We start from the raw sequence: 26,842 nt of genomic DNA on the forward strand, positions 1-26,842 counted from the left end.
CCACAGGGATCTCACATGCACTGAAGATCCATTGTGGGAGCGAGCCTGCTCGCGAAGGCGTCCTCAGCTACGCAGATGAGTCAAAGGTAGTTCGGTGCTATTGAGTACCTGGTTCAACACAAAACTCGACCGCACGCTGGTCACCCCTTCAATCCGCGTCAGATGCCCCAGCAACAATTTCTGGTAATGGTCCATGTCCGGCACCACGACCTTGAGTTGATAGTCGGCATCCATCCCGGTCACGAGGCTGCATTCCAGTACCTGCGGCAAGGTACGAATGGCCGCTTCGAAGTTCTCGAAACGCTCCGGCGTGTGCCGGTCCATGCCGATCAGCACGTAGGCCGTCAGGCTCAGGCCGAGCATCTTGCGGTCGAGCAGGGCGACCTGGCGGGAAATGTAGCCGTCATCCTCCAGTTGCTTGACCCGACGCGAGCAGGGTGAAGGGGACAGGCCGATGCGTTCGGCCAGCTCCTGATTGGAGATGCGCGCGTCGCGCTGCAATTCAGCCAAAATGCTCAGGTCATAACGGTCGAGTTTGCTCATCAAACGGTCCCTTGTCGTATCTATTGCGGCAGATTATCTATCCAGGGTTAAAAATTGCGCAAGTGATGTTTATTTGAGCAATCTTCGCAATCCTCTGTCGGCGCTCCCAGCCTATTCTTATCACCAGAATCACTGCTCGGACAAACAGTCCAGTGCGGCTCGCCCAAACAGGCCAGCTGCGGTCGCCACTCCCACAGGGGATGAGCCGGCCCCCGAGCTACACACTGTCCAGAAGACGGCGTGAGGTGAGCCGACGTCAAAAGCGTCGAGCACGGACGAAGTTCTCAAGGGGAGGCCGACGGGTCTCCCCTTTTTCTTTGCCTGGAATTTGATCGGCCACCCTCAATAAATAAGTTGCGCGACTGATAACCTGTTGCAGAACCGGCCAATGCATCGCCAGTCTTACCTACAGGCCCTAACCCGCAATGAGGAAAAGCATGAAGTCGCGCATCTGGCGTTTGGCCGGTGTTGGTTTGCTGATTATCGGTGTTGAGGTCAGTGTCGCTGCGCAATCGCAAGCCGATGAGCCGCAGAACCGGGGGGCCGAGGGTGGGCAGCACGGGGACGGTGGCCATCAGGGCGACAATAGTCAGGGCCGTGGTGGCAACAATCAGCCACGCCAGCAGAACAACGACATCATTCGAGGCGACAACAGTCGCCAGTTCGAGCGCGACGGTCATCAAAACAATGCCCAGAATCAGAATGGCGGCCAATGGCAGAGCCGTCCGCAGCCCGACTTCAACAACCCGGTTCGGCCACCACCGCCACCGCCGCAACTGCCGGCTAACGATTTACCCATCCAGGGTCGGCCCGACACCGTGCAACAGGCTCAACAGCCACGGCGTGGTTACTACCAGGACCAGCCGCGGCGCAATGATCCCAACCAGCACTGGAACGGCTATATAGGCGCACCGTCCAATGACCCTCGGGGGCCTGGGCGCAGCAACGGTTGGGGCCCCGGCCCGCAGTATCGGCCCGGTCATGTGATCGACCGCTTCCCGGATCGCGACTATCGCGTGCCATACCGTGGCATGGATTACTACTATTCCGGTGGCTATTGGTATCGCCCGTTGGGCCCGCGCTATGTGGTGGTCGAGCCGCCGCGCGGGATCCGGGTCCGCTATCTGCCTGACTACGCCGAGCAAGTCTTGATCGGTGGGTCGGTGCTGTTCCTTGCCGCCGGGTCGTATTACGCCTGGCAGGACAGCACCCAGGATTACGTCGTGGTCGAGCCACCCATGAACACCGTGCAGCCGCAACCGGTCAGCAACGGTTACGACGTGGTGGCATACCCTGCCAGCGGCCAGTCGCAGGAGCAGGTCAATCAGGACGGTTACGAGTGCTATCAATACGCGGTGCAGCAGAGTGGCTTCGATCCGCGAACCGCGACTTATCAACCCGCCCCGTCAGTGGTGCAAACCTACCGCCAGGCACAGGGCAATTGCCTGAGCAGTCGCGGCTATCAAGTTCAGTAGCAGCTACAAGCTACAAGCTACAAGCTACAAGCTACAAGCTACAAGCTACAAGCTGTACGAATTAGGCTTCTGGCTTGCAGCTTAAAGCTTGGCGCTTGGAGCTGCTTTCATAGGATCGGCGTGCACCAGCACTTCGGCCCGCGGATAGGCGGCGTGGATCGCATCGGCGGCTTGATCGCTGATGCCGTGGGCGACCGACAGCGTCAGCTCCCCCGGCAATTCCAGGTGCAGCTGCACGAACCACTGGTTACCGGAAATCCGCGTGCGCAAGTCATGGGCGCCTAAAACGCCCGGCACGCTGCAGGCCAGCTCCAGCATATGCTGGCTGACATCCGGTGGCAGTTCTTCATCCATCAGCACCGCGAAGCTTTCCCGGGCGATCCGAGTCGCACTCCAGAAAATGTAGGCGGCGATCCCGAGGCCGAACCAGGCATCGACCTGATGCCAGCCAACCCCGGCCAGGACCAGTGCCACCAAAATACTGCCATTGAGCAACAAGTCCGAGCGGTAATGCAGAGAGTCGGCGCGCACCGCGTTGGAGCCGGTGGCCTTGACCACCCGATGCTGCAACATCAGCAGTGCCAGGGTCAGGCCCAGCGAGAACACAATTACCCCGGTGCTGATCCACGGCGCGTCCACCGGCTCCGGATGCTTGAGCCGGTCGAATGCCTGCAACGCAATCAGCACCGCACTGCCGCCAATGAACAGGGCCTGGGCCATGCCGGCCAGTGATTCCGCCTTGCCATGGCCGTAGCGATGATCGTCATCGGCAGGACGCAGGGCGTAATGCACGGCCAGCAGGTTGAGCAGCGATGTCACGCCATCGAGTGCCGAGTCGGTCAACCCGGCGAGCATGCTCACCGAACCACTCAACCACCAGGCAATGGCCTTGGCGATGATCAGCGTACAGGCCACCGCCACCGAGGCACGGGTCGCCAGCCGCAGCAGGCGGGCGTGTTCGGAGCTGGAGATCATGAGTGCGGCGTTTCCTTGAGCGCTTACGCGGCCGGTTGCAGGCCCAACAGGGCCAGTTGCTGGGTGCTGCCCTTGTGCTGGATCAGGCGTGGATCGTCCAGCGGGAAGCGGCGACCCGTTTCACGCTCCAGAATAGTCTGCAACTTGAGGTTATCGACCTTGCCGTCGGCACCGATGGCTTCCTTGAGTTTTTCCGGCGCCACTTGGGCGGTCTCGCCCGGCGCGTAGTAAATCGCGCCGGTGGCGAAGTCCACGGCAAACGCGATCAGGCCGGGGATGATGTAGAACAACAGGCCCACGGCATCGAGCACGGCAATGGCCGGGTCAATCTTGCCGTCGATCTGGCCGCGGCGATCCGGGTAGAAAATCGAACCGCACGCGGTGACCTGGGTCAGCAGGGTCGCGATCAATACACCGCCAATCAGGCGAAAGGGAACACGCATAGGAAATCTCCTGAGTAATCTCAATACGAAACGTCGTCGGTATGAATTAAGACCCTGACGAACGCCCGGCAGTTCGCCGTTATACTCGGCCCGGCAGGGCGTGCCCACAGTAAATTTCGGCCGCGTCTCACCCCCACTGGGATTGTTGAGGATTGATGTTGTTTTTTTCAGATCGACAACGCGTCACGGCTGATGAATGTTATCGGGGTTCGGCCCTCCGGGCTGAAGCTGTGGACGCGCCATGCTGCGTTGCGGGACTTGGCAAGGAAACGACCCTTACCTGCGCCCCGCGCCTTGCCTGGCACGCCCACAGCTTCAACGCGACTCGCAATTTACTGTGGGCACGCCCTGGGGAGCCAGCATGATTTCTTTGCCGATTGATGAAGTTTTACCCGCCCTGCGTGAAGCCCTCGCTACACGCCACGAAGCCGTGCTCGAAGCACCGCCCGGCGCCGGTAAAACCACCCGGGTGCCCCTGGCCTTGCTCGATGAGCCATGGCTGTCCGGGCAGACCATCCTGATGCTTGAACCGCGCCGGTTGGCGGCGCGGGCGGCGGCGGAACGGCTGGCCAGTGAACTGGGGGAGAAGGTCGGCGAGACCGTGGGTTATCGCATTCGGCTCGACAGCAAGGTTGGCCCCAAAACACGCATCGAAGTAGTCACCGAGGGCATCCTCACCCGGCGTTTGCAGGACGATCCGGCGCTGGAAGGTGTGGGACTGCTGATCTTTGACGAATTCCACGAACGCAGCCTCGACGCCGATCTGGCCTTGGCCCTGAGCCTCAATGGCCGGGAGCTGTTCCGTGATGAGCAACCGCTGAAAATCCTGTTGATGTCCGCCACTCTGGAAGGCGAGCGCCTGGCCGGGTTGCTTGACGATGCACCGATCCTGCGTAGCGAAGGCCGCATGTACCCGGTGGCGATGCGCTGGGGTCGACCGTTCCAGGCCGGTGAGTTCATCGAACCGCGACTGGTGCAGACCGTTCTCGAAGCCTTGAACGATGAAACCGGCAGCGTGCTGGTGTTCCTGCCCGGGCAGGCGGAAATCCGTCGCGTGCATCAACAATTGGCCGACGCGCTGGGTGAGAACACACAGATTTTGCTCTGCCCGCTGCATGGCGAACTGGACCTGTCGGCGCAGCGAGCGGCGATCGATCCGGCACCCGAAGGCAAACGCAAAGTGGTGCTGGCGACCAACATCGCCGAGACCAGCCTGACCATTAACGGTGTGCGGGTGGTGATCGATGCCGGGCTGGCGCGGGTGCCGCGTTTCGATCCCGGCAGCGGCATGACCCGCCTCGACACACAACGCATTTCCAAGGCCAGCGCCACGCAACGCGCGGGCCGCGCCGGGCGACTGGAGCCGGGCGTGTGTTATCGCCTGTGGTCGCAGGATCAGCACGAACAACTGGCGGCCTACGGCAGTGCGGAAATTCTCTCTGCCGACCTTGCCGGGCTGGCGTTGCAACTCGGCCGTTGGGGCGTAGCGCCGGGACAGTTGGTCTGGCTCGACGTGCCACCGGCCGCGGCCTATGCACAGGCGCAGGATCTGCTCGAACGCCTGGGCGCCCTGGAAGGCGAAGCGTTGACCCGTCATGGTCAGGCCATGGCGGAATTGCCGGCCCATCCGCGCATCGCCCATTTGCTGTTGCGCGGGCAGGCGCTGGGGCTGGCGGACATGGCCTGCGACGTCGCGGCGCTGCTCGGCGAGCGGGACATCCTGCGCGGCGCCGGGGCGGATCTGCACAGTCGACTGACGCGGGTGTCCGGCGAAGAGCGGGCGGCACGTGGCGCTCAGGGCGGTGTACAACGTGCCCGGCAACTGGCGCGACAGTATCGCGGTTATCTGCGCGGCAAGGCGTCGGAGCCGGTCAGCGATCCCGACCATCCGCGCTGGCTCGGCGCGCTATTGGCGCTGGCCTATCCGGATCGCGTGGCCCAGCAACGCCGGGCCGGGGGCGCCGAATATCGACTGGCCAACGGCCGCGCCGCGCTGTTCGCCGAAGCGGACAGCCTGATGAAGCAACCGTGGCTGGTCATCGCCGACCTCGGCAGCCGACAGGGTCAACGTGAAGAGCGGATTTACCTGGCGGCGGATTTCGATCCTGAATTGTTCGATTCGGTGCTGGCCGAGCAGGTGCGCTGCGTCGATCAACTGGATTGGGACGAACGCGAAGGCGTGTTGCGCGCCGAACGCCAACGCAAGGTCGGTGAGTTGATCCTCAGCCGTGAACCCCTGACCGGGCTCGACGAAACCGCCCGCAGCCAGGCACTGGTGAATCTGGTGCGGCGCAAAGGCCTGGAGCTGTTGCCGTGGACCCCGGAACTGCGACAGTGGCAAGCGCGGGTCGCGTTGCTGCGCCAGTTGGATTTGGCCAGCAAGGCTGAAAGCGAATGGCCGGATGTCAGCGACGCCGCACTGCTCAAAAGCCTCGAACACTGGCTGATGCCGTACCTGGGCAAAGTTTCGCGGCTCAGTCACTTCGCCAATCTCGACCTGTCGAGCATCGTTCACAACCTGCTGCCGTGGCCGCTGCCGCAACGGCTCGATGAACTGGCGCCACATCACTTGAGCGTGCCCTCGGGGTCGTCGATTCGTCTGGATTACAGCGAGCAGCCGCCGATCCTGGCGGTGCGGTTACAGGAACTGTTTGGCCTGGCGCAAACCCCGCGCATCGCCGGTGGCCGGCAAGTGGTGAAGTTGCATTTGCTGTCCCCGGCGCGCAGACCGGTGCAGGTGACCCAGGACCTGGCGAACTTCTGGCGCAGCACTTACGCCGAGGTGAAGAAAGATTTGAAGGGGCGCTACCCGAAACACTATTGGCCGGATGACCCGTTGGTGGCTGAGGCCACTGCACGCATCAAGCCGCGTAAGTGATCAGGGAGGAATGACTCACTTGTGGTGTGAGGCATTACCTTTAACTCAGGTGTTCGGGCGAAGTGTGTACATTGCTGAGAGAAATCGCTCTATATCGTCTTCTGACGTATATTGGGAAATGCTTACTCTGATCACGCCGTCTTGATCATCAAGCTTCAATTGTTTGATGGTTTCCGGGCTGAAGTTATTGCCATGCCATAAAAAAATGCCCTTTTTCGCCAGTTGTAGAGCAATGAGTTCACTGCGCACTGAATGTACGGTGAAGGAAATCGTTGGTGTTCTTAGATGGAGCGTTGAAGGGGCGGTATACCCATGGATTGTAACGAATTCCATGGCCTGTAAGCCTTTGATGGTTTTTTTTAGAAGGCAAGTTTCATGTTTAATGATTGATGTCATTCCGGCGACTATCTGCTCACGTACTCCGGAATGCTTTGCGCATCCGCCGAATTCCTTGCCTATCCACTTCAGGTGTTCAATTGCGCCAAAAAGTCCAGCGATTGCTTCTCCATTTTTTTGTGCCGGTTTCAAATTTATATGGAGGCTTGTTAATAGTAGGGCGGAGTTTGTAGGGCAGTAGAGATTCTAGTAGATCCAGACGTCCCCATAGGATGCCTTGATGAGGTCCGTAAAGCTTGTGAGATGAGCAAACAACGAAATCGCAGCCCAGGGACTGAACGTCTAAAATGCCGTGTGGGGCAAAATGAACGGCATCAACATAAACAAGTGCACCAAATTTTTTGGCTATTGTGGATACTTGTGCAATGTCGTTGATTGTTCCGGTTACATTGTTGGCGTAATTCAAGGCAACAATTTTGGTGCGGTCATTAATAATAGAGGTCGCAATACTGGCATCAAAACCGTAAGTGCAAAGATTAAAAGGTAGCCACTTTACAATAAGTCCGGAATCATTGGCCAGCTCTAGCCATGGTGAAATATTGGATTCGTGATCTGATTGAGTAAGAACTATTTCGTCTCCCGGCTTCAGGCTGCGTCCCAGGCATCGCGATATGTTATAAGTGAGCGTCGTCATGTTTTGACCAAAAATAATCTCCTCGGTCTCATATGCGTTGAAGAAGTGCGCAGAGGCTTTTCGTGCCTCTTCTATTTCAGTCCCGGCTCTTGAAGAGGTCATAAAATGACCTCCCAAATTGGCATTGTGATTGATACAGGCTTTAACGCTGGCATCAACAGAGCGTGTGCACATTTGGGTTCCCGCAGCACCATCTAGAAAAATAGAATTCTTTAGGTTTATGTCGGAAAAAACCGAGAATTGTTGCCGGATGCAGTTTATGTCCAATGTATACACACTCCTAAATGTTTGGATCTACCTGTCAGTACGCTAAGTGCTCAGTCGTGTTTCGTGTCTTTGACTTGTATCCCCTGTTTCAGTAGGAGGTCTCTAATGCGGTCTGCTTCAGTCCAGTTTTTTGCTGAGCGCGCCGCGTTTCTTGCGGCAATTAGTGGGGCGTACTCTTCGCTTGAATCAATGGAGTCATTCTGGAATAGACCAATGCCCAAAATTTTATCGAATACGCTTAACAGGTCAATTCGCTCTGCATCGTTCAATTTGTCAGCTTTAATAACTGACCAAAGTTCTGCAATTGCGCTGGGCGTGTGCAGATCGTTTTTTAGATGTCCAAAGAATCTATCCAAGTAAGTATCGTAGTGCTGAGAATGTGTGGATCCGCTCACGGTACCTTTTTTTTGAATGGCAAGGACTCGATTTCGAAGTTTTAGCAGTGCTGTGGTTGCAGAGTCCAAAGCTTCCCACGTAAACATCATTGGGCTCCTGTAATGGGAGCCTAAAACGAGATATCTAAAAGCTAAAGGGTCATAGTTCCTGGCGGTTAGAGTATCAACTGTGAGTAACTCGCCCTTGGATTTTGACATTTTTTCTGCATCAATATTGAGAAACTCACAGTGAAACCAGTAGTTGACCCAGCGATGACCAAAGCAGGATTCCGATTGTGCAATTTCATTAGAGTGGTGCACACTGATATGGTCTACACCACCGCAATGGATGTCTACATGCTCTCCGAGAATTTTACTGGCCATGGCTGAGCACTCAATGTGCCAGCCTGGAAATCCTGATCCCCATGGAGACTCCCACTTCATTACCTGATTAGGGTATTTGGAGGTTGAGAACCATAATGCGAAATCAGACTGATTGCATTTTAAAGGATCGTGAGTAACTCTATCTGTCGCTTGTTGTTCTTTCAGTCTCAGTCGCCCGAGCTCGTGATAGGTTGGGAACTTTGCGACGTTAAAGTAAACATTTCCTGCGCTCAGATAAGCGACTCCTTTTGTTATAAGGCACTCAATCATTGAGATTATGTCGCTGATGTGTTCGGTTGCCCGGCAAACAACGTCAGGGCGTCGGATACCTAACATACGACTATGTCGGAAAAATTCATCTTCGTAAAAACGAGCTATTTCAAAAGGTGTCTTATTTTCACGGGCAGCTCCTAACATGAGTTTGTCGTCTCCAGAATCGGCATCTGATTGTGGGTGACCAACATCGGTAATATTCATTACGTGTTGCACGCAGTAACCGAAATGTCTAAAAGACTTTGTTAGTATGTCTTGAAAGATATAGGTGCGCATATTTCCTATGTGCGCATAGTGGTAGACCGTAGGGCCACAGGCGTAGATGCCGACCTTTAGCTCAGTAATAGGTTTGAATTGTTCCACTGACCTGCTCAGTGTGTTGAATAGTTTCATTGTTCAGGACTTATGGGGGTGGTTATTTTTGATGGGTGAATAGAGTTGGATGCGTTGTCGAGGCTGTTTGCTGGCTGGGTCTGTGAGGTATTACACTGAGTTAGGTTGAGTGTTGAATGTTATGTTGGCGTTACATCGAAGAACCCACCTTTTTCCGATTCTTTTGCTCGAATCCAGAGATAGTCATCATCAATTACAGTTGGGTCTTCGTGTGCTAAATAGATGAAGCCATAGTTTGTAAATATATTAATTGTTGGCGCAACGGTGTCAGCGACTTTTGGAGCCCGGATCATTTTTTGAAAACTCGGTCGAGCAGAAAGCTCATCCAGCCATCGACGATGGTGTACGGTGCCGGATACGGAATTTATCATGGCGATGACTTCAAATTGTAAATGTGCGCGTTTAGCATCGTGCAACATTGAATAAAAGGCTGTTGAGTCTGCATAACATGCCGCGCAAAGATTGATGCAGTTAACTCCGCATATTTTCGATATCGTCGTCAGTTCTTGAGTCCCCATCATTCTCGCTGCCCATTCGATAAGAATCGGACCCTTTTCGGTCACCATTATTTCGAGGAACGATGGGCCGATTGATACTCCGAATGCATCCAGACATTGATTCACATAGCGAATGATAGGCGCGGCCTCGTCAGATAGAGGATCGATCAATACCTCCCTGTCATTGACCACTCCCGCCCCCAATACCCGTTTCCTTGTGTCTCGCCAGATCTCGAATATGAAGTGTTTTCCATCTCTTGATACTGCTTGAACCAAATACTGCTGTCCTGCCAAGTACTCCATGGCAAGAAGGTGATCGTTGACATGTCCTAGCTGGTTTAACTTTCCTAGCTCCATGGTCACCGATTCGTGTACTTCAACCGCATCACCGCAAAAATGAACACCCTCAGCACCACCGCTGTTGACGGGCTTTATCACTATGGGCCAGCCTCCCAGAGATTCAGCAAGGCTATCGGCATCTTTCACGTTTTCGATCAGGGAAACGCGTGCCGCGGGAATATCATTGCAATGCAAGTGCATTGCCATTTGCCATTTATTTCTACGGGTGGGAGAAAGGGCCGTGCCATTACCTGGTGTTCCAAGCAACTCGCTGAGCCGATCTGCAAGTTCGACCCCGGATTCTCCTCCGGCGATTACAAATTCGGGTTGAAATGCAGCTAAAGAGCTTTTTAATTTCTGGATATCTTGTGTTGCAATAAATTTATGAGCAAAATCTCCAGGTTTAAAGCTGTCCACACCGTATTGTAGGATTTCAGGTGTGGATTGAACATGAATACAAGTTACTCCATAGAGCTTCAATTCATCAGCCAGATATGCGCCAGTTGAGTAAGCATCGACGATTACCGCGTATCTCATGTTTGGTTTCCTTGCTGTTGATTTGTTTTTAAGTGGGAGTGGCTATTATGGGCGGCCGCCAGGCAGATAATTACGATGCCTGCAAGGCTAAATTCTGAAAACTCGAGTCTTGAATCAAATAACTGGAACATAACTGTGAAAAACGGAGCCGCCGCTAAAACTGCTTGCGTGGTAATCGGTTCACATCGTTTGACTCCTTCTTGCAGTAGAAGAAGCGGCAGAACAACGCCAAGAGTGCTTAAGCAGAATAGCGGTACGGTATGTTCAAGTGCCTTGTGTAACTCGTTTTGATTGTGCAGTGAATATGCGCCCGTAATTATTAGTAGCAGGTAAAAGCGATGAGCGTAGATGAAGCGACTTGATACTCCATGGTCTGCGAGTTTTTTGGATGTAATAGATATAAACGCCATGGCTATGCCGCAAATAATCATTGCGAAATAGCCCTCTATGACTTGCTGGGAGTCAAGTTTCTCCTCTAGTGCGGTATGGCCGTTAGTCGATATCCAGGCCAGATAGATACTGGCTGCGGCTATTATGGTAGTTGCGATATAGTCGGCGCCGATTAGGGTTGTGGATGGACGGATGAATTTGATCAGTGTCAGTGTTGCTATTATGCCTATACCCCCTATCAGTGCGCTAACGACTGCTGGCTCAAGCCACTTTAATGAAAATGTAAATGAGATCCATAATGCTGCCGAGCTGAAGTTCAGGGTTAGTAATAGACGGTGAATGTGTTTTCTATATTTTATTGACTGGCTTTTTTTGCTTGTGAATTGCGGGTTGATAGCATGAAGCAAAAAAAATATTGGCCAAGCAAAAGTGAATAATATGAATGCCACTACGGTGCTATCGAGACTTTGCAGTATGATTCCGAAGTAAACCTCCTTTGCGCCATCTATTACGTTTACCAGTAGTAGTGCGGAGATTCCCGTCAGAAAAATTCGTGTGGTGTTCATCGTGGGGATTTCACTAATGAAGTTGGTTATATGGGTGATAACGTTCTTGTGTTTCCTTTTTTTGATGATTTGTATCTGTGTAACAACTCCTCTGAAGAGAGTTCGATTGATAGGTTTTTCATCTTGTTGAGTCCCTCTTGAATGGCATTTAATATAATGTCGTCGTTCTTCATGGGCTGGGTTTCAAGTGGGTGTGCCCGCAGGAACTCCACGGCATGTAATTGCTCCAATACAGCATAAGAAATAATATCTGCGATGGTGGGAGGGTTTATAACAAAGCCAATGGAGAAGGAGTCTTCATGGGAAGTGGTGCTGTGCCAGTATCCTCGAGGCATGAAAGTAGTCGTTCCGGGGCGCACAAGATGTTCTTCATTCTTAGTGGGCATTTCGCGTGGTAACTGAGCGCCTGTATATGGATGTCTACCGTTTTGATAAAATCTGTTGGGGTTGTTTGGAAAGTAAGGGTATATCGGATCGGGAAGCGAGGTGTTTTCTGCAAAGCGCCAGGTTTTTTCGCCTTTAATTTGGATCATGAAGTTAGTTTCATGGTCGAAATGAGTTGCAACCTCCACATCTCGGTTAGCTGCAAACGCTTCGCAGCTGACGTACTGTCTAGGAACAGCAAGTGTATGGGCCAGGTCGTCACATGCCGAAGAAATAGCGGGGATGACTTCCATGTTTTTTATGTAAATCATCGCCTCGCCATTGGTGTGTGCGGATAAAGCCTCGAATTTATCGGATACAGAAATTCGTTTTCCTCCAGGGAACAGCAAGTCCACAGAGTCGTTCAGAACACTGAGTAATTTCTCGATGTCATGCAATTCTTCCAGTGATGATAGCTCTGTAAATCGATTCATGTCCCCTTGTAATACGTAGGGAAGTGTCGGCCAGTGTTTTTCTAGGAAATACTCGTTATGTACGCCAAACATCTGTTGGATAATGTTCATGGTTTTTCCTGGGCAGGTTCGGCGCGCTCTGCGCGCCGAATTTTTAGGCAGTGATTCGCTCGACTTGTTTGGTCGATGTATCTTTCGGCGATGCATTTTCGCTGTTTTTGATGTATTTGTTATAAACCTCAAACAGCTCATCGCTTCGTTCTTTTAGTTGGTAAGTGGCATTGGAAAAGAGCCTGTCCTGAGTTTCTCGGGGTAACCCGATCATTTCACCTTCGGCGCGCCCAAGTGCATTAAACAGCAGCTTGGCAAGAAGCTCCGTTTCTGTACGTTCGTGGCCAATGCGTTGACAGATTGTTTCGATTACAGAGGCGTGGTCATGAAAGTGCCAGCCTAATCGGCAAAGGCGAAACCTTACCGATACTGCAGAGTCTTCCCACCAGCTTAGGGTCGCTTCGAGTTCGGTGTCTGAGATGCCGGAAAACTCCTCCACTAACTGGTGGTGTCGCTTTTCCCACAGCGTAAGGAGGGACTGGATGCTACCGAAGTTGTGAGGAGGGGGACCATACTTTTCCCAATTGGTGAGCGTCGGACTGACACCGGCTTTGTAGTTTGAACTGGATCGACTGGCTTCCAGAGTCGCCCGAATGGCGGGGGCATGAGCCCAGAATTCTGCCATTACGCAATGGACGATATTGTTTCTGATTGTCCTTTGTTTCCCGAGCGTGAAATTCTGATGAAGATGTTGCTGATCGTATTCAGTCGTATTTAATCCAATAAGAGTGCCTTGCAACTCTCGGAACGCGATTTGCCAATCACGAATTATCATCTGGGCTCGACTCAGATTTTGTTCTTGTGCAGCACGTTCATGCCCAGCCTCAGTCGCGACGTCTTTCAGCATCTGAAAAACCCCCAGGCATAACTCGCGCAAGCAGTCGGTGTAATGAACCCAACCTCCTTCGCCCTGTGCGCCGGGCCAGTCAGCCATGAGTTCTTGGTCGGGCACTTGGACTAGAATTTCGCAGAACCGTCGTACTTCACTCACGATAGCAGTTTGTGCGATTGCTTCTGCTGGCATCACGTCTTCTGGGTACCGACCGCGGTCTTGTGCAACCGGCAACCAGTATTCGGCCTCTTGTGTTGTCACGCTTCCAGGTGCGGACTGAGTCAATGCTTTTCTCAGCAATGAATCTGCCGCGCAATAGTGGAAAGAAGACATAGCCTGCTTCGCTAATCCGATTGACAATTGAGCCACGGTATCGTTGGCGGATATGTCTCCGGGCACATCGTGGTGAACTCGGCAATAACCAAGATCGAGACGTGTGTGTAATGGTGCACCCAGAAACTTATGATAAATATCCCCATCGCTGGAGATAAGTTGCAGGACTGGCGACATGATAAAGATATGACTGCCGACGAGTTCGGATACCCGTGGATTCGGTCCAGGGTTTTCTACTTCAACCCAAACCGGAATTGTATAGTTTGTGACAGCTGCAATAAGTTGAAGGTCATTGAATACGGATGTTTCTAAACGCTTGCATCCCTCGCATGATTCGCTATGGAAATAAATCAGTATTGGTTTGCCAGTTGATTTTGAAGACTCTATAGCTTTTGAATAGTTGGTGTGAAGTGTCCAATCTATCTTATTGTATTTTGCCATTTTTCTGATCTCGCCTCGGTTGTATTTTGTATTTATTTCACACGCTCTTGCAGGTGTTTTATCAGCTCGGCGCGAGCTGCCGGGTCAGTCCAGAATGACTGAGCACTGGGCGATAAAGTATGGAGCGGGTCGCAGTAAAGAAATAATTTGTCCTTTTTTACCGCCGGTGCGCTATAAACAGTTATGCCCAATGTTTTGTCTTGGTAGTCATAGCTATGTATGTCGCGTTTACCACCTCCACCTGGCAGGTCTACTATAAAGTTAGGCGTGTTATGGCCTGCAATCATTCCTCTTGTGGCTTTTTCTAGTTCTATGGTTTCATTGATACTGTTTCTGAGCGTTTCTACACCGCGAATCATATCGCCTTGAAATACGTAGTACGGTCTGATGTTTAAGTAGGCGAGAGATTGATTTAGTCGTTGTATTTCTTCCGTTGTGTTATTAACACCTCTTAACATGACCGCCTGATTCCTCACCACCACTCCTCTCTCATATAAGATGCCGAGCGCTCTGGCGGTGATGGCGGTTATTTCGTTTGAATGGTTGAAATGCGTGTGTATGGCAATTGACTTTCCCATTTTTCGGGCTTGGTCAGAAAGCCTTGAGATTGCGTCCGTCCACTCAAGATCTGTCTCGATTTTCATAGGGAGCACAGCCAGCCCTTTTGTTGCGAATCGCATACGTCTTATATGGGGAGTGTTTAGCAAGCGCTCGCCAATTTCGGTTATTTGCCGAGCTTTGAGTCGATACGCATCGCCCCCGGAGATAACAACATCCTCGATGTTGTTATTCGATTCTATGTACCGGAATGCGGGCTCCCAGCGTTCGGTTAAACTATTTATTTTCTTTTTTGTAATGCTATCAGTATCAAGGCCAACGGCATAACTACGTGTACAGTACCGGCAGTAAACCGGACATACATGTGTTGCCAGGAACAGGACGCGATCCGGATAACGATGGGTAATCCCGGATGCTGGTGAATCGTCTTGTTCGCCCATAGGGTCTAACTTCAGCAACGGATGGTCTGGTTCCATTTCCGAAGCAAGTGGTAAGAACTGGCGCCGGAGGGGGTCGCAAAGGGCGTTGTTCCAATCAATCAACGATAGAATGTAAGGGGTAAGTCTGATAGACATCGGTGCGAGTCTGTGCCCGTCTTCAAGGTCTTTCAAGAAGGCATCGGTAACTTGATTTTTGATCAACTGCTCCAAGCTCGAGATACTCGTGACTGCATTTTTTTCTTGCCATAGATGGTTGTGAAAAAGTTTTGAGTCAACTTCTTTCCAGATTGGCAGTTGTTGCCAGAATGCATCGTTCCGAAAGTTGTATCGGGCGGTTGAGTCTTGTGTGGCTGGTTTTTTATTTTCGGGTGCAGATGAGTTGGTCAGAACGATAGGTGCAACTGTATCGTGGTTTGTATTTGTCATTGTGTTGTGCCTTGGTCGCGCCCTGGTTCGAAGACGGCGAGAACAATAGCAGTACTTTGTCGGGAGGCAAGTCTGAATATGCTTGAATTGAATGGGGATGTGTAACTGAATAATGTTGATTGTAGATGTTGGGTTTTATTGTTGGTTTTGGAATTGTTTCACGAGTAAGTGAAATTGTTTCCCTGTGAGTCGCGTGAAACATTTTTTATTGTTGAGTGGTCGTTTTTTGGGGGGCGGTGATAAGTGTTGTCCTATTTGTAATGTATAGATCAGTGCAGGCCTAAAGTGATATTGCAGGTCGTCACGAGGTCGGTGTTTGTGACTAACCGTAAATAAGATATAAGCGTTTATGTTTTTTGGCGATTTACCACTTAGAGCAGCCGAACGCGTGACGGCAGGGTGATCCAGCAAGCGATATCGCTGTTGATGTTCACCTGGGATGATGGGCGGAAAGTGTGTGCTGTGTTCTGTTCTTGTTATCCACCGGCACCCCATAGCCAGTTTTTTCCTACCCCAAAGCCACAAAAAACCTGCTTTCTCCCTTTCCTGTGCATGAACAGAATACGAATCCGCATGCACAGGAAACCTAAGGAGTGAGCCATGACGTTCTCAATTATCGGGCGTTGCCCTGAAACCGGGCAGCTCGGTATTGCCATCAGTTCTTCAAGCATTGCGGTAGGCGCGCGTTGCCCTTGGGCGCGGGCGGGTGTCGGGGCTGTCTCTACGCAGAACATTACGTTGCCGGCGTTGGGAGCGCAGATACTGGATTTGCTGGAGCACCAGCATCTGGAGGCCGGCGCGGCGCTGGACAAGGCGCTCAATTCCAACGGGTGGAGTCAGTACCGGCAGGTCACGGTGATCGATGCGTCAGGCCGGATTGCATGCTTCAGCGGCAAGGAGTCGTTGGGCGTGCATAACGCGGTGAAAGGCGAGCAGTGTGTCGCGGCGGGTAATCTGCTCAGCGATGTGCGGGTCATCGAAGCCATGGTCGCGGCGTTCGAAGCCGAGCCCGGTCAGTTGGCCGATCGTTTGCTGGCTGCCATGCACGCGGCCATGGCTGCCGGTGGTGAGGCGGGACCGGTTCACTCCGCGGCGCTCAAAGTGGTGGGCGACTACACGTGGCCCATCATCGACTTGCGGGTCGACTGGGCCGAGGAAGATCCCATCGGACAGCTGGACGGGCTCTGGCAGGCGTATCGACCGCAAATGCAGGACTACCTGACCCGCGCGCTCAATCCGACGGCTGCGCCGAGCTATGGAGTGCCTGGGGATGAGTAATGCCTCCAGCCGCGACCTTCTGGAACGCCTGGTTGGTTTCGCCACTGTCAGCCGGGACTCCAACCTCGAATTGATCCGCTTCATCGAGGCGTATCTGGCCGGGCATGGAGTTGAGAGTGAGCTCCTTTATAACGAAGAAGGCACCAAGGCCAATCTGTTCGCGACCATTGGCCCGCTGAAGTCCGGCGGGGTAGTGCTCTCCGGTCACACTGATGTGGTGACGGTTGAGGGGCAGGCCTGGACGGTTGATCCCTTTCAATTGACGGAAAAGGATGGGCGCCTCTACGGTCGCGGCACGGCTGATATGAAAGGGTTCATCGCCTCGGTGCTCGCGGCGGTGCCGGTCTTTGTTCGGCGGCCGCTTCTTGCCCCAGTGCATCTGGCGTTTTCATACGATGAAGAAGTGGGATGCCTGGGGGTAAGGCCGATGCTTGCCAAGTTGCAGAAACGGCCGTACAAACCCAGGCTCTGTCTGATCGGCGAACCAACCGAGCTCAAGCCTGTGCTGGGTCACAAGGGCAAACTGGCGATGCGCTGCGAAGTGCGCGGTGCTGCTTGCCATTCCGCCTATGCGCCTTATGGCGTCAACGCGATCGAATACGCCGCGCAGCTGATCGGTCGGTTGGGCGCAATCGGGGCCGAACTCGCGCATCCCGATCGCCATGACGAGCGTTTTGATCCGCCGTATTCAACGGTGCAAACGGGTGTCATCAAGGGGGGCCGGGCGCTGAACATTGTTCCGGCTGAATGCGAATTCGATTTTGAAGTGCGGGCGCTGCCTGACTTCGATGCCCAGGACGTGGCCAGCCAGTTGCAGACTTACGCCGAGGAACAATTGTTGCCCAGGATGCGGGCCGTGCAGGCGGACACCGACATCAAACTGCGGCCGTTGAGTGCCTATCCCGGTTTGGCGACTTCACCCGAGAGCGAGGCGGCGCGCCTGCTGGCGATCCTGAGCCAGTCTTCAGCCTTTGGCACAGTGGCCTTTGGGACCGAGGGCGGTCTGTTCGATCAGGTCGGAATTCCCACAGTGGTCTGCGGCCCTGGGAGCATGGATCAAGGGCACAAGCCCGACGAGTTCATCGCGCTGGAACAGTTGAATGGCTGTGATGCGATGCTGATTCGATTGGCTGATTATTTGTGTGACGCTGTCATTTAAGGGGTCCCCCGAACCCTGTGGGAGCGAGCCTGCTCGCGAAAGCGGAGTGGCAGGCACATTGATGTCGGGTGTGCCGACGACTTCGCGAGCAGGCTCGCTCCCACAAGAGGAGCGGGTCGATTTCAATGAGCAACCTTCTGGCTCAACTGCTCGCGGCAAAAGTCCACGAACAATTGCGCAGGCTTGGTCAGTTGATTGCGTTTGAGGCGGGCGCAAGCCAGTCCGGAGGTTGAGACCGGTTCCTTGATATCGACCGTCACCACCTTTTTCCCATCGTAAGTGCATTCCGAATGCGGGCGGGTCACGAGGATGGAAAAGCCGAATCCCTGACCGACCATGCCGCGCACCATCTCGATCGAAGGCGAGCTGAACACGATGTTCGGCGTCAGTTCCAGTTCGTGGAACAGGCTGACAAAGTAGGTTCGGCTCGGCTGCACATCGAGAAGAATCATCGGCTCCCCGCACAGATCCCTCAGCGATACCTCCTTCTGATCAGCAAAACGATGCCCTTCAGGCAGCAGGACGTAGGGTTTTTGCGGTGGCATCAGTGGCGTGGTTTCTATGGTGCTGTCGAGCCCGTGATCGTAGAGGAAGGCGACGTCGAAAGTGCCTGCGGTCAAACCTTGGACCAGCTCCTGCTGCTCGCCGTCGCGAATGCGAATGTCCACGCCCGGATACAGCTTGCGAAAGTCTGCAATGAGCTGTGGCAAGTACAGCGGGGCAACCGTCTCGAAGCAACCGATGTCGATCTGTCCGGACACCGTATCGTTATCGGCCAACGCATTCTGCTCAAACTCCCTGGCCATGCGCAGCAGCTCTTGCGCCTTGTGATAGAAACGCGTGCCGGTGGGTGTCAGGGAAACGCCTTGGGCATGGTGGCGGATGAACAGCTGGACATTGAACGACTCCTCCAGGCTTTTGATCGCCGTTGAAACCGATGGTTGCGCGATATAGAGCTGTCTCGAAGCCTGCGCCACGCTGCCGGCTTCTACCGTGGTGACGAAGTACTTGAGTTGTCGCAAGGTATAGGAAGCCACACGCACCTCTTTTTGCTCTGCTTGCGGTGAGAGCCGGGATGGCTCCTGTCGCGCGAATGCTTGACTGAACCTTACCCTATGACGGTTCCGGACTGGTCCAGCGCTTGCCCAGTTTTTTCTTATACCCGGAGCATATTTTTAATAATTTTCCTCTGGGCACGGTTGACGCACTATCTCTCCAACCACTGATATCTACCCCGACCAACTACCCCGACCACCCTGGCGGTCGTAAAGGGAGCGTAGCGTGTTCGACCTCGACTATTGGCAGCAAAGAGCTGCCCGGCAAACTTTCTCAGACAAAGCCTTGATCGATGGCCGGCAGGTATCTGCCTCTTCAGGCGCAACATTCGATTCCATCAACCCTGCGACCAATCAGTTGCTGGCCCGTGTCGCTGCCTGTGGCGAAGTGGAAGTGGAGCTGGCGGTTCGCAGTGCGCGCCGGGCCTTCAACGAAGGACCTTGGGCACGCATGGCGCCGGTCGAGCGCAAGCGGGTGATGCTGCGTCTGTCTGAACTTGTTCTTGCGCACCGTGAAGAGCTGGCGCTGCTGGATTCGCTCAACATGGGCAAGCCGGTGATGGATGCCTACAACATCGACGTCCCGGGCGCCGCCCATGTATTGGCCTGGTATGGCGAGTCGCTGGACAAGCTGTACGACCAGGTCGCGCCCACCGCGTCATCGGCGTTGGCGACCATCACCCGTGAAGCACTGGGTGTCGTCGCGGCGGTCGTGCCGTGGAACTTCCCGCTCGACATGGCCGCCTGGAAGCTGGCGCCGGCCTTGGCTGCCGGCAATAGCGTGGTACTCAAGCCTGCCGAGCAATCACCCTTTTCGGCATTGCGTCTGGCGGAGTTGGCCCTGGAAGCCGGTTTGCCGCCAGGCGTGCTGAATGTGCTGCCCGGGCTGGGTGAGTCCGCCGGCAAGGCGCTGGGCCTGCACCCTGATGTCGATTGCCTGGTGTTTACCGGTTCGACCCAGGTGGGCAAATACTTCATGCAGTACTCGGCGCAATCGAACCTCAAGCAGGTCTGGCTTGAGTGTGGTGGCAAGAGCCCGAGCCTGGTGTTCGACGATTGCCAGGATCTGGACCTCGCGGCAGAGAAAGCCGCATTCGGCATCTTCTTCAACCAGGGGGAAGTCTGCTCGGCCAACTCTCGCCTTTATGTGCAGCGTTCGATCAAGGATGAGTTTATCGAGCGGCTTCTGGAAAAAGCCAAAGGGTGGATGCCTGGCGATCCACTGGACCCTGCGAGCCCGGCGGGCGCCATCGTTGATGCGGGCCAGGCCTCGCGTGTGATGAGCTTTATCGAGCGCGCCAGGGAAGACGGGGCGAGGCTGCTGACTGGCGGTCGTCGCTTGAGCTTCAATGGCTCCGACAATTTCATCGAGCCGACGATTTTTTCCGACGTCCCCCACGATTCGCACCTGTCACGTGAAGAGGTGTTCGGGCCGGTGCTGGCGATTTCCACCTTCGACACCGAAGAGCAGGCGGTGCAACTGGCCAACGACAGCATCTATGGGCTCGCCGCTTCGGTATGGAGCGATGATCTGAATCGCGCGCATCGCGTCGCTCGCGCTCTGAAGGCGGGCACTGTGTCGGTCAATACCGTGGATGCCCTGGATGTGACCGTGCCGTTCGGGGGTGGCAAACAGTCGGGTTTCGGCCGTGACCTGTCGCTGCACTCGTTCGATAAATATACCCAGCTGAAAACAACCTGGTTTCAATTGCGTTGAGCTGACTTGATAGTTTGATTGCGAATTAACAATAAAAAGATGTCCTCGCGCGGCTGGTCATGCGCGTGTTTGCGGCCGCGTGGTCGTGACTGCCTCAGTAACTAATCACAATTAAAAAGTGAGGGAGCTTCTATGTTCAGATATTCGTCTTCGAGCGTTACAGCGGTCGCGGGTTTAACCGCGTTACTTACATTCACTGTGCCACTCGCCGCCCATTCGGAAAGTCTTACGGTTATTTCGTTTGGTGGCGCGACGAAGGCCGCGCAAGAGGGTGCTTACTTCAAACCCTTTGAAAAAAGCGGTGCTGGCAAAGTTGTAGTCGGCGAGTACAGCGGCGAACTTTCCAAAGTGAAGGCCATGGTGGATGTGGGCCAGGTCAGTTGGGACGTTGTCGAAGTTGAAAGCCCCGAGCTCCTGCGCGGCTGCGAAGAGGGTTTGTTCGAGCGGCTGGACCCGGGACTGATCGGCGAAGCGGGCAACTATTTGCCTGGCGCGGTCAGCGAGTGCGGTGTGGCCAGTTACGTCTGGTCGATGGTACTCGCCTACAACTCAGGCAAGGTTGCCGCGACGCCGACCTCCTGGGCAGACATGTGGAATCTGCAGCAGTTTCCAGGCAAGCGCGGCTTGCGCAAGGGCGCCAAATACACACTGGAAGTGGCGCTGCTCGCCGATGGCGTCAAACAAGCTGACCTCTACAAAGTGCTGGGGACCAAGGAAGGGGTGGATCGGGCGTTTCACAAGCTTGACCAGATCAAGCCTTCGATTCAGTGGTGGGAAGCCGGTGCCCAACCCCCTCAATGGCTAACGGCGGGCGACGTCGTCATGTCGGCCGCCTACAACGGCCGTATCGCAGTCGCACAAAAGGAAGGCTCGAAACTCGCCATTTCATGGAACGGCCACCTTTACGATCCTGATCACTGGGCCATCGTTCGCGGCAGCCCGAACAAGGCGCTTGCCGAGCGCTTCATTGTGTTCGCCAGCCAGGCGAGCGGCCAGAAGTCCTTCTCCACGCAGATTCCCTACGGCCCGATCCGCAAGGACGTGCTGGCGCAGCTGCCGGCCGACACGCTGTCCCAGCTGCCCACGGCCCAGGCCAATCTGGCCGAGGGGCAACTGGTGGATGCCACCTTCTGGGTCGATCACGGCGAAGAGCTGGAGGAACGCTTCAACGCCTGGGCGGCCCGCTAAGCCGTTCGGGTCGCCCATCGCGATTCCAGGATGAGACGCGATGGGCGAAACGTGAGGCTGCCGGGAAACCGGGGCCTCGCTCATTCATCCCTGCCTCCCGCGTGGAGGCGATCAACAACAAAAACACGGGGAGATTGTCATGAGTTCAAACACATCCGCCGCCATCCTTGGCAATTCCGGCGGATTGCGTCGTGTCCTGGGGCTGGGCTCCTTGCTGGCTGTTGCGATAGGCGTCGTGGTGTCCCAGGGCGTCATGGTGCTGATGCTGCAAGGTGCGGGCATCGCCGGTTTCGGTTTCATCATTCCGCTGGCCATCGCCTATGTGCTTGCGCTGACCTATGCCTGGTCGTTTTCCGAGCTGGCCTTGATGATTCCCAGGGCGGGCAGCCTCAGCAGTTACACGGAAGTGGCGATCGGGCATTTTCCGGCGATCCTGGCGACTTTTTCGGGCTACATGGTGGTTGCCATGTTTGCGCTCTCCGCCGAACTGCTCCTGCTGGACCTGGTGATCAGCAAGGTTTACCCCGGTGTCCTTCCGCACATGCTGGTGGCCTATGGCGTGCTGGGGCTGTTCACTGTGCTGAACCTGTTCGGCATCGATGTGTTCGCCAAGCTACAGAACGTCCTGGCGCTGGTCATGGTCGTGGTCCTCGTCGCCATGGGGCTTGCGTCATTGAGTAACGGCCAGGCCGATTTCCAGCTGCCGCTCGATCAGGGCTGGAACCCGCTGGAGTTCGGCGCCATCACCCTGGCTGCCATGGCCGTCTGGGGATTTGTCGGGGCCGAGTTTGTCTGCCCGCTGGTGGAAGAGACGCGCAACCCCGAGCGCAACATTCCACGCGCCATGACCATCGGTTTGACCGTGATCTTCGGCGTGATCGCTCTGTATTGCCTGGGTGCATTGCTGTGTATCCCGCGTGAACAGCTGGCCAGCGATGCGCTGCCGCACTATCTGCTCGCAACCACCGTTTTCGGTGAGGCAGGCAAGCTATTTCTGGTCATTGCCGCCATCACCGCGACTTGCAGTACGGTGAATTCGTCCCTGGCCGCCTTGCCGCGCATGCTCTACGGCATGGCGCAAAACGGCCAGGCCTTCCCGCAGTTCAAACAACTCACAAAGCGCGGCCGTACACCTTGGGTGGCAGTGCTGTTCGTCGCGGCGATCACCGGTCTGCCGATCCTGATCCTGGGACACGACTCTGCGGCGATCAGCCTGCTGCTGTTGGCTGCCGCGCTTGCCTGGCTGCTGGCCTACATCATTGTTCACATCGATGTGATCGCCTTGCGCCGGCGCTATCCCCATCTGGCACGTCCATTCCGTTCACCGTTTTATCCATGGCCACAAGTCATCGGCATCGTCGGCATGCTGTTCGCTATCTATCACGTCTCTCCGGCACCGGAGATGACCGCGCGCATTTTTGGTTGTGCGGGTGTGGTGCTGGGCGTGATATCGGTGATTGCCGTGCTATGGGTCAAATTCGTGATGCGCAAGCCGCTGTTTACCCCGGAACCGCTCCTTCAACACACATCGCAGGGCAACGATGCGCCTGGTGTGGCACCGCTCACTACGGTGTCCGGGAACTGAACCGTTATTCAATTGAGGAGAACAAGAGATGACAACAGACTACAAACCCCAGCGTGAAACCAGGGACTATCAAGCGAGCGACGCCGCACACCACATTCACGCATTCCTTGATCAGAAAGCGCTGAATGCCGAAGGCCCTCGCGTCATCGTCGGTGGTGAGCGTCTGCATCTGTGGGACAACGACGGCAATCGCTACCTCGATGGCATGTCGGGCTTGTGGTGCACCAACCTCGGTTATGGACGCAAGGATCTCGCCGCCGCGGCGACTCGCCAGCTGGAGCAGTTGCCGTACTACAACATGTTCTTCCACACCACTCACCCGGCGGTGGTCGAGTTGTCGGAACTGCTGTTCAGCCTGCTGCCCAAGCACTACAGCCACGCGATCTACACCAACTCCGGTTCCGAAGCCAACGAGGTGCTGATTCGTACGGTGCGCCGTTACTGGCAGATTCTCGGCAAGCCGCAGAAGAAGGTCATGATCGGTCGCTGGAACGGTTATCACGGCTCCACCCTGGGCGCCAGCGCGCTGGGCGGCATGAAGTTCATGCACGAAATGGGCGGGGTGATTCCCGATGTCGCGCACATCGATGAACCCTACTGGTTCGCCCATGAGGGTGATCTGACGCCGGCGGAGTTCGGCCTGCGTGCAGCCCGGCAACTGGAAACGAAGATTCTCGAACTGGGCGCCGAGAACGTCGCTGCCTTTATCGCCGAACCCTTCCAGGGCGCTGGCGGCATGATTTTCCCGCCGGAAAGCTACTGGCCGGAAATCCAGCGCATCTGCCGCCAGTACGACGTTCTGCTGTGTGCTGACGAGGTGATCGGTGGCTTCGGGCGTACCGGCGAGTGGTTTGCCCACCAACACTTCGATTTCGAGCCGGACACCCTGTCCATCGCCAAGGGCCTGACCTCGGGCTACATCCCCATGGGTGGCCTGATTCTGAGCCGGCGCATGGCCGAAGTGCTGGTGGAGCAGGGCGGTGTGTTTGCCCACGGCCTGACTTACTCCGGTCACCCGGTGGCGGCCGCAGTGGCTATCGCCAACCTCACGGCATTGCGCGATGAGGGGGTTGTCACCCAGGTGAAGAACGACACCGGCCCGTATCTGCAGCAATGCCTGCGCGAAGTATTCGGCCACCACCCGTTGGTGGGGGAGATCCAGGGTGTCGGGTTGGTGGCGGCGTTGCAGTTTGCGCAAGACAAGGCGACGCGCAAGCGCTTTGCCAACGAAGGTGACATCGCCTGGCGCTGCCGCACGATCGGTTTTGAAGAAGGCGTGATCATCCGCTCGACGCTGGGCCGCATGATCATGGCGCCGGCATTGATCGCGACGCGCGGTGAAATCGACGAACTTATCGCCAAGACCAAGATTGCTGTTGATAGAACGGCCCAAGAAATCGGCGTGCTTTAAACAAATAACTTTGGGAGCGAGCCTGCTCGCGAATGCGGTTGATCATTCAACATTGATGTCGACTGATGCACTGCTTTCGCGAGCAGGCTCGCTCCCACAGGTTTGCGTTAATAACTATTAAAAAGAACAAATAAAGAGCTGGGTTGTTAGTTAGTTTTTTACTGGGCAACAACGACAAAAATCATATTTTCGCTATTTGCATTAACCGAACACAATAAAAGTACGCCGCAAGAGCGGAACTCAATTAATAACAAACGGCTGATCTGTCGCGACTTGGCGCGCCATAGTCGCCTCACTGAAGGGCACAGGCATGACTGTTAATAAAATCGAAGTAGATACGCTTGTTGTCGGGGCCGGCCAGGCTGGCGTCGCCATGAGTGAGCACTTGAGCAAGCTCGGTGTTCCGCACCTCGTTCTGGAGCGTAATCGCATTGCTGAGGCGTGGCGTACCGGGCGTTGGGATTCGCTGGTTGCCAACGGTCCTGTCTGGCATGACCGCTTCCCCGGGTTGGCGTTCGAAGACCTTGAGCCCGATGCCTTTGCTTCAAAAGATCGCGTTGCCGCCTATTTCGAAGCTTATGCCGAGAAGTTCGAAGCGCCGATCCGTACCGGTGTCGAAGTCAAAAAAGTGGTGCGCAACGCCGATCGCCCCGGCTTCACCATCGAAACGTCCGAAGGCGTGATCGAGGCTAATCGCGTGGTGGCGGCGACTGGTCCTTTCCAGCGTCCGGTCATTCCACCGATTGCCCCGAAAGACGAGCGGATCACGCAAATTCATTCGGCCCAGTATTTCAATCCGCAGCAATTGCCGGAGGGCGGGGTTCTGGTGGTGGGAGCAGGCTCTTCCGGGGTACAGATCGCTGATGAGCTGCAGCGTGCCGGTAAACAGGTCTACCTGTCCGTCGGCCAGCATGACCGTCCGCCTCGCGCCTATCGCAACCGTGACTTCTGCTGGTGGCTGGGGGTTCTGGGGCTCTGGGATGCCGAGGTCATGCAGCCAGGCCGTGAGCACGTGACCATCGCGGTCAGCGGTGCGCGTGGCGGGCAGACTGTCGATTTCCGTGCGCTCGCCAGGCAGGGCGTCACGCTGGTGGGTCTGACCCAATCCTTCAACGACGGCGTGGTGACGTTCCAGCAGGATCTGGCGCGAAACGTCGCTGCCGGAGACGAGAACTACCTGTCGCTGCTGGATGCGGCGGATGCCTACGTAGCGCGCAATGGCCTTGATCTGCCGGAAGAACCCGAAGCCCGCTTCATGCTGCCCGACCCGGATTGCATCACCCATCCGATCCTTGAGCTGGATTTGGCCGAGGCGGGAGTCACCTCGATCATTTGGGCCACCGGCTACGCCGTCGATTACAGCTGGCTGCAGGTCGACGCGTTCGATGCTAAGGGCAAGCCACGTCATCAGCGCGGTGTCTCGAGTGAGCCAGGTGTTTATTTCGTGGGGCTGCCGTGGCTGTCCCGTCGCGGCTCGAGCTTTATCTGGGGCGTTTGGCACGACGCCAAACATGTCGCCGGCCACATTGCGACCCAGCGCCAATACCTGGAATACCGGGATCCGTCGCAGCGTTAAGAATCGATCATCAATCAAGCTTCAGGGGAGCCAGCAGATGCCTACTCATACTCGAATTCGCATGTTCAATACCAAAGACACCTATCCCAACCAGTCTCTGGACAATGATCTTTGCCAAGCCGTAAGGGCGGGCAACACGGTGTATGTCAGGGGCCAGATCGGTACCGATTTCGAAGGCAACCTGGTGGGGCTTGGCGATCCGGGTGCCCAGGCCGAACAGGCGATGAAGAACGTCAAGCAACTGCTGGAAGAGGCTGGCAGCGATCTTTCCCATATCGTCAAAACCACGACCTACATCATTGACCCGCGTTACCGCGAGCCGGTCTATCAAGTCGTGGGCAAGTGGCTGAAAGGTGTTTTCCCGATCTCGACGGGGCTGGTGATTTCCGGGCTTGGGCAACCTCAGTGGTTGATGGAAATCGACGTGATTGCTGTCATCCCGGATGATTGGCAGGCGAACTGAAGGCGTGACCCCTGTGGGAGCGAGCCTGCTCGCGAATGCGGTTGATCATTCAACATTGATGTCGACTGA

22 protein-coding genes are annotated in these 26,842 nt (G+C 55.3%); 10 read left to right on the forward strand and 12 right to left on the reverse strand.

Going from position 1 to position 26,842, the window contains the following annotated elements; all coding sequences use genetic code 11:
* Window positions 1–63: 63 nt before the first annotated feature.
* The gene (locus ACW9HW_RS17310; RefSeq protein WP_007937367.1) at window positions 64–543 is read right to left on the reverse strand and encodes an Lrp/AsnC family transcriptional regulator; all 480 of its coding nucleotides are present in this window, start codon (window positions 541–543) and stop codon (window positions 64–66) included.
* Window positions 544–980: 437 nt separating this feature from the next.
* Between ACW9HW_RS17310 and ACW9HW_RS17315 the strand changes: the two genes are divergently transcribed.
* Complete coding sequence (locus ACW9HW_RS17315) at window positions 981–2,018, forward strand: DUF6515 family protein (RefSeq protein ID WP_457400973.1); 1,038 nt, start codon at window positions 981–983, stop codon at window positions 2,016–2,018.
* A gap of 81 nt (window positions 2,019–2,099) precedes the next feature.
* On the opposite strand, the gene ACW9HW_RS17320 is transcribed toward ACW9HW_RS17315, so the two are convergent.
* Window positions 2,100–2,993 (reverse strand): cation diffusion facilitator family transporter, encoded by an 894-nt coding sequence (locus tag ACW9HW_RS17320; protein WP_457400975.1) that lies wholly within the window; start codon window positions 2,991–2,993, stop codon window positions 2,100–2,102.
* A 23-nt stretch (window positions 2,994–3,016) separates the two neighbouring features.
* The gene (locus tag ACW9HW_RS17325) at window positions 3,017–3,436 is read right to left on the reverse strand and encodes a polyribonucleotide nucleotidyltransferase (RefSeq protein WP_095196699.1); all 420 of its coding nucleotides are present in this window, start codon (window positions 3,434–3,436) and stop codon (window positions 3,017–3,019) included.
* 361 nt (window positions 3,437–3,797) lie between these two features.
* Between ACW9HW_RS17325 and hrpB the strand changes: the two genes are divergently transcribed.
* Window positions 3,798–6,314: an ATP-dependent helicase HrpB gene (gene hrpB / locus ACW9HW_RS17330; protein ID WP_457400978.1), complete on the forward strand. Its 2,517-nt coding sequence runs from the start codon at window positions 3,798–3,800 to the stop codon at window positions 6,312–6,314.
* Window positions 6,315–6,359: 45 nt separating this feature from the next.
* Here the strand turns inward: hrpB and ACW9HW_RS17335 are convergent, their stop codons facing one another.
* The 8 genes from ACW9HW_RS17335 to ACW9HW_RS17370 form a co-directional block, all read right to left on the reverse strand.
* The gene (locus tag ACW9HW_RS17335) at window positions 6,360–6,842 is read right to left on the reverse strand and encodes an aminotransferase class V-fold PLP-dependent enzyme (RefSeq protein ID WP_457400980.1); all 483 of its coding nucleotides are present in this window, start codon (window positions 6,840–6,842) and stop codon (window positions 6,360–6,362) included.
* Window positions 6,787–7,518, reverse strand: coding sequence for an aminotransferase class V-fold PLP-dependent enzyme (locus ACW9HW_RS17340; protein WP_457400982.1), 732 nt, complete (start codon window positions 7,516–7,518; stop codon window positions 6,787–6,789). The genes ACW9HW_RS17335 and ACW9HW_RS17340 overlap by 56 nt, the downstream gene beginning before the upstream one ends.
* A gap of 143 nt (window positions 7,519–7,661) precedes the next feature.
* On the reverse strand, window positions 7,662–9,035 hold the full coding sequence (cysS, locus tag ACW9HW_RS17345) for a cysteine--tRNA ligase (RefSeq protein WP_457400984.1): 1,374 nt from the start codon (window positions 9,033–9,035) through the stop codon (window positions 7,662–7,664).
* Window positions 9,036–9,154: 119 nt separating this feature from the next.
* A complete protein-coding gene (locus ACW9HW_RS17350) occupies window positions 9,155–10,408 on the reverse strand; it encodes an ATP-grasp domain-containing protein (protein ID WP_457400986.1) in 1,254 nt (417 codons plus the stop codon).
* Window positions 10,405–11,364: an EamA family transporter gene (locus tag ACW9HW_RS17355; protein ID WP_457400988.1), complete on the reverse strand. Its 960-nt coding sequence runs from the start codon at window positions 11,362–11,364 to the stop codon at window positions 10,405–10,407. The genes ACW9HW_RS17350 and ACW9HW_RS17355 overlap by 4 nt, the downstream gene beginning before the upstream one ends.
* 26 nt (window positions 11,365–11,390) lie before the next feature.
* Window positions 11,391–12,311 (reverse strand): JmjC domain-containing protein, encoded by a 921-nt coding sequence (locus ACW9HW_RS17360; protein WP_457400990.1) that lies wholly within the window; start codon window positions 12,309–12,311, stop codon window positions 11,391–11,393.
* A 43-nt stretch (window positions 12,312–12,354) separates the two neighbouring features.
* Window positions 12,355–13,917 (reverse strand): thioredoxin family protein, encoded by a 1,563-nt coding sequence (locus tag ACW9HW_RS17365; protein WP_457400992.1) that lies wholly within the window; start codon window positions 13,915–13,917, stop codon window positions 12,355–12,357.
* Window positions 13,918–13,949: 32 nt separating this feature from the next.
* Window positions 13,950–15,341, reverse strand: a complete 1,392-nt coding sequence (locus ACW9HW_RS17370; RefSeq protein ID WP_457400994.1) for a KamA family radical SAM protein — start codon at window positions 15,339–15,341, stop codon at window positions 13,950–13,952.
* Between the two features lie 600 nt (window positions 15,342–15,941).
* Between ACW9HW_RS17370 and ACW9HW_RS17375 the strand changes: the two genes are divergently transcribed.
* Together ACW9HW_RS17375 and argE are read left to right on the forward strand one after the other, a co-directional pair.
* A complete protein-coding gene (locus ACW9HW_RS17375; RefSeq protein WP_457400996.1) occupies window positions 15,942–16,619 on the forward strand; it encodes a DUF1028 domain-containing protein in 678 nt (225 codons plus the stop codon).
* On the forward strand, window positions 16,612–17,778 hold the full coding sequence (argE, locus tag ACW9HW_RS17380; protein ID WP_457400998.1) for an acetylornithine deacetylase: 1,167 nt from the start codon (window positions 16,612–16,614) through the stop codon (window positions 17,776–17,778). Before ACW9HW_RS17375 ends, argE begins: the two co-directional genes overlap by 8 nt.
* Before the next feature lie 122 nt (window positions 17,779–17,900).
* Here argE and ACW9HW_RS17385 read toward each other — a convergent pair whose 3' ends face one another.
* Window positions 17,901–18,815: a LysR family transcriptional regulator gene (locus tag ACW9HW_RS17385; RefSeq protein WP_095196689.1), complete on the reverse strand. Its 915-nt coding sequence runs from the start codon at window positions 18,813–18,815 to the stop codon at window positions 17,901–17,903.
* A 244-nt stretch (window positions 18,816–19,059) separates the two neighbouring features.
* Between ACW9HW_RS17385 and ACW9HW_RS17390 the strand changes: the two genes are divergently transcribed.
* The 6 genes from ACW9HW_RS17390 (at window position 19,060) to ACW9HW_RS17415 (ending at window position 26,773) form a co-directional block, all read left to right on the forward strand.
* Entirely contained in the window at window positions 19,060–20,550 is a 1,491-nt protein-coding gene (locus ACW9HW_RS17390; protein ID WP_457401000.1) for an aldehyde dehydrogenase, read from the forward strand.
* 132 nt (window positions 20,551–20,682) lie between these two features.
* On the forward strand, window positions 20,683–21,738 hold the full coding sequence (locus tag ACW9HW_RS17395; protein WP_207267176.1) for an ABC transporter substrate-binding protein: 1,056 nt from the start codon (window positions 20,683–20,685) through the stop codon (window positions 21,736–21,738).
* Window positions 21,739–21,877: 139 nt separating this feature from the next.
* Entirely contained in the window at window positions 21,878–23,323 is a 1,446-nt protein-coding gene (locus ACW9HW_RS17400) for an APC family permease (RefSeq protein ID WP_457401002.1), read from the forward strand.
* Between the two features lie 28 nt (window positions 23,324–23,351).
* A complete protein-coding gene (locus ACW9HW_RS17405; RefSeq protein ID WP_095196685.1) occupies window positions 23,352–24,734 on the forward strand; it encodes an aspartate aminotransferase family protein in 1,383 nt (460 codons plus the stop codon).
* A 310-nt stretch (window positions 24,735–25,044) separates the two neighbouring features.
* Window positions 25,045–26,310 carry a flavin-containing monooxygenase gene (locus ACW9HW_RS17410; protein WP_457401006.1) on the forward strand — a complete coding sequence of 422 codons (1,266 nt, stop codon included), beginning with the start codon at window positions 25,045–25,047 and terminating at the stop codon, window positions 26,308–26,310.
* Window positions 26,311–26,347: 37 nt separating this feature from the next.
* A complete protein-coding gene (locus tag ACW9HW_RS17415) occupies window positions 26,348–26,773 on the forward strand; it encodes a RidA family protein (RefSeq protein ID WP_095196683.1) in 426 nt (141 codons plus the stop codon).
* Window positions 26,774–26,842 lie beyond the last annotated feature (69 nt).

This window comes from Pseudomonas sp. SDO5532_S415 (assembly GCF_054071155.1).

Coding starts and splice junctions, on each gene's coding strand:
- ACW9HW_RS17310 (WP_007937367.1), bottom strand. CDS start 543: ATGAGCAAACTCGACCGTTATGACCTGAGCATTTTGGCTGAATTGCAG.
- ACW9HW_RS17315 (WP_457400973.1), top strand. CDS start 981: ATGAAGTCGCGCATCTGGCGTTTGGCCGGTGTTGGTTTGCTGATTATC.
- ACW9HW_RS17320 (WP_457400975.1), bottom strand. CDS start 2,993: ATGATCTCCAGCTCCGAACACGCCCGCCTGCTGCGGCTGGCGACCCGT.
- ACW9HW_RS17325 (WP_095196699.1), bottom strand. CDS start 3,436: ATGCGTGTTCCCTTTCGCCTGATTGGCGGTGTATTGATCGCGACCCTG.
- hrpB (WP_457400978.1), top strand. CDS start 3,798: ATGATTTCTTTGCCGATTGATGAAGTTTTACCCGCCCTGCGTGAAGCC.
- ACW9HW_RS17340 (WP_457400982.1), bottom strand. CDS start 7,518: ATGTGCACACGCTCTGTTGATGCCAGCGTTAAAGCCTGTATCAATCAC.
- cysS (WP_457400984.1), bottom strand. CDS start 9,035: ATGAAACTATTCAACACACTGAGCAGGTCAGTGGAACAATTCAAACCT.
- ACW9HW_RS17350 (WP_457400986.1), bottom strand. CDS start 10,408: ATGAGATACGCGGTAATCGTCGATGCTTACTCAACTGGCGCATATCTG.
- ACW9HW_RS17355 (WP_457400988.1), bottom strand. CDS start 11,364: ATGAACACCACACGAATTTTTCTGACGGGAATCTCCGCACTACTACTG.
- ACW9HW_RS17360 (WP_457400990.1), bottom strand. CDS start 12,311: ATGAACATTATCCAACAGATGTTTGGCGTACATAACGAGTATTTCCTA.
- ACW9HW_RS17365 (WP_457400992.1), bottom strand. CDS start 13,917: ATGGCAAAATACAATAAGATAGATTGGACACTTCACACCAACTATTCA.
- ACW9HW_RS17370 (WP_457400994.1), bottom strand. CDS start 15,341: ATGACAAATACAAACCACGATACAGTTGCACCTATCGTTCTGACCAAC.
- ACW9HW_RS17375 (WP_457400996.1), top strand. CDS start 15,942: ATGACGTTCTCAATTATCGGGCGTTGCCCTGAAACCGGGCAGCTCGGT.
- argE (WP_457400998.1), top strand. CDS start 16,612: ATGAGTAATGCCTCCAGCCGCGACCTTCTGGAACGCCTGGTTGGTTTC.
- ACW9HW_RS17395 (WP_207267176.1), top strand. CDS start 20,683: ATGTTCAGATATTCGTCTTCGAGCGTTACAGCGGTCGCGGGTTTAACC.
- ACW9HW_RS17400 (WP_457401002.1), top strand. CDS start 21,878: ATGAGTTCAAACACATCCGCCGCCATCCTTGGCAATTCCGGCGGATTG.
- ACW9HW_RS17405 (WP_095196685.1), top strand. CDS start 23,352: ATGACAACAGACTACAAACCCCAGCGTGAAACCAGGGACTATCAAGCG.
- ACW9HW_RS17410 (WP_457401006.1), top strand. CDS start 25,045: ATGACTGTTAATAAAATCGAAGTAGATACGCTTGTTGTCGGGGCCGGC.
- ACW9HW_RS17415 (WP_095196683.1), top strand. CDS start 26,348: ATGCCTACTCATACTCGAATTCGCATGTTCAATACCAAAGACACCTAT.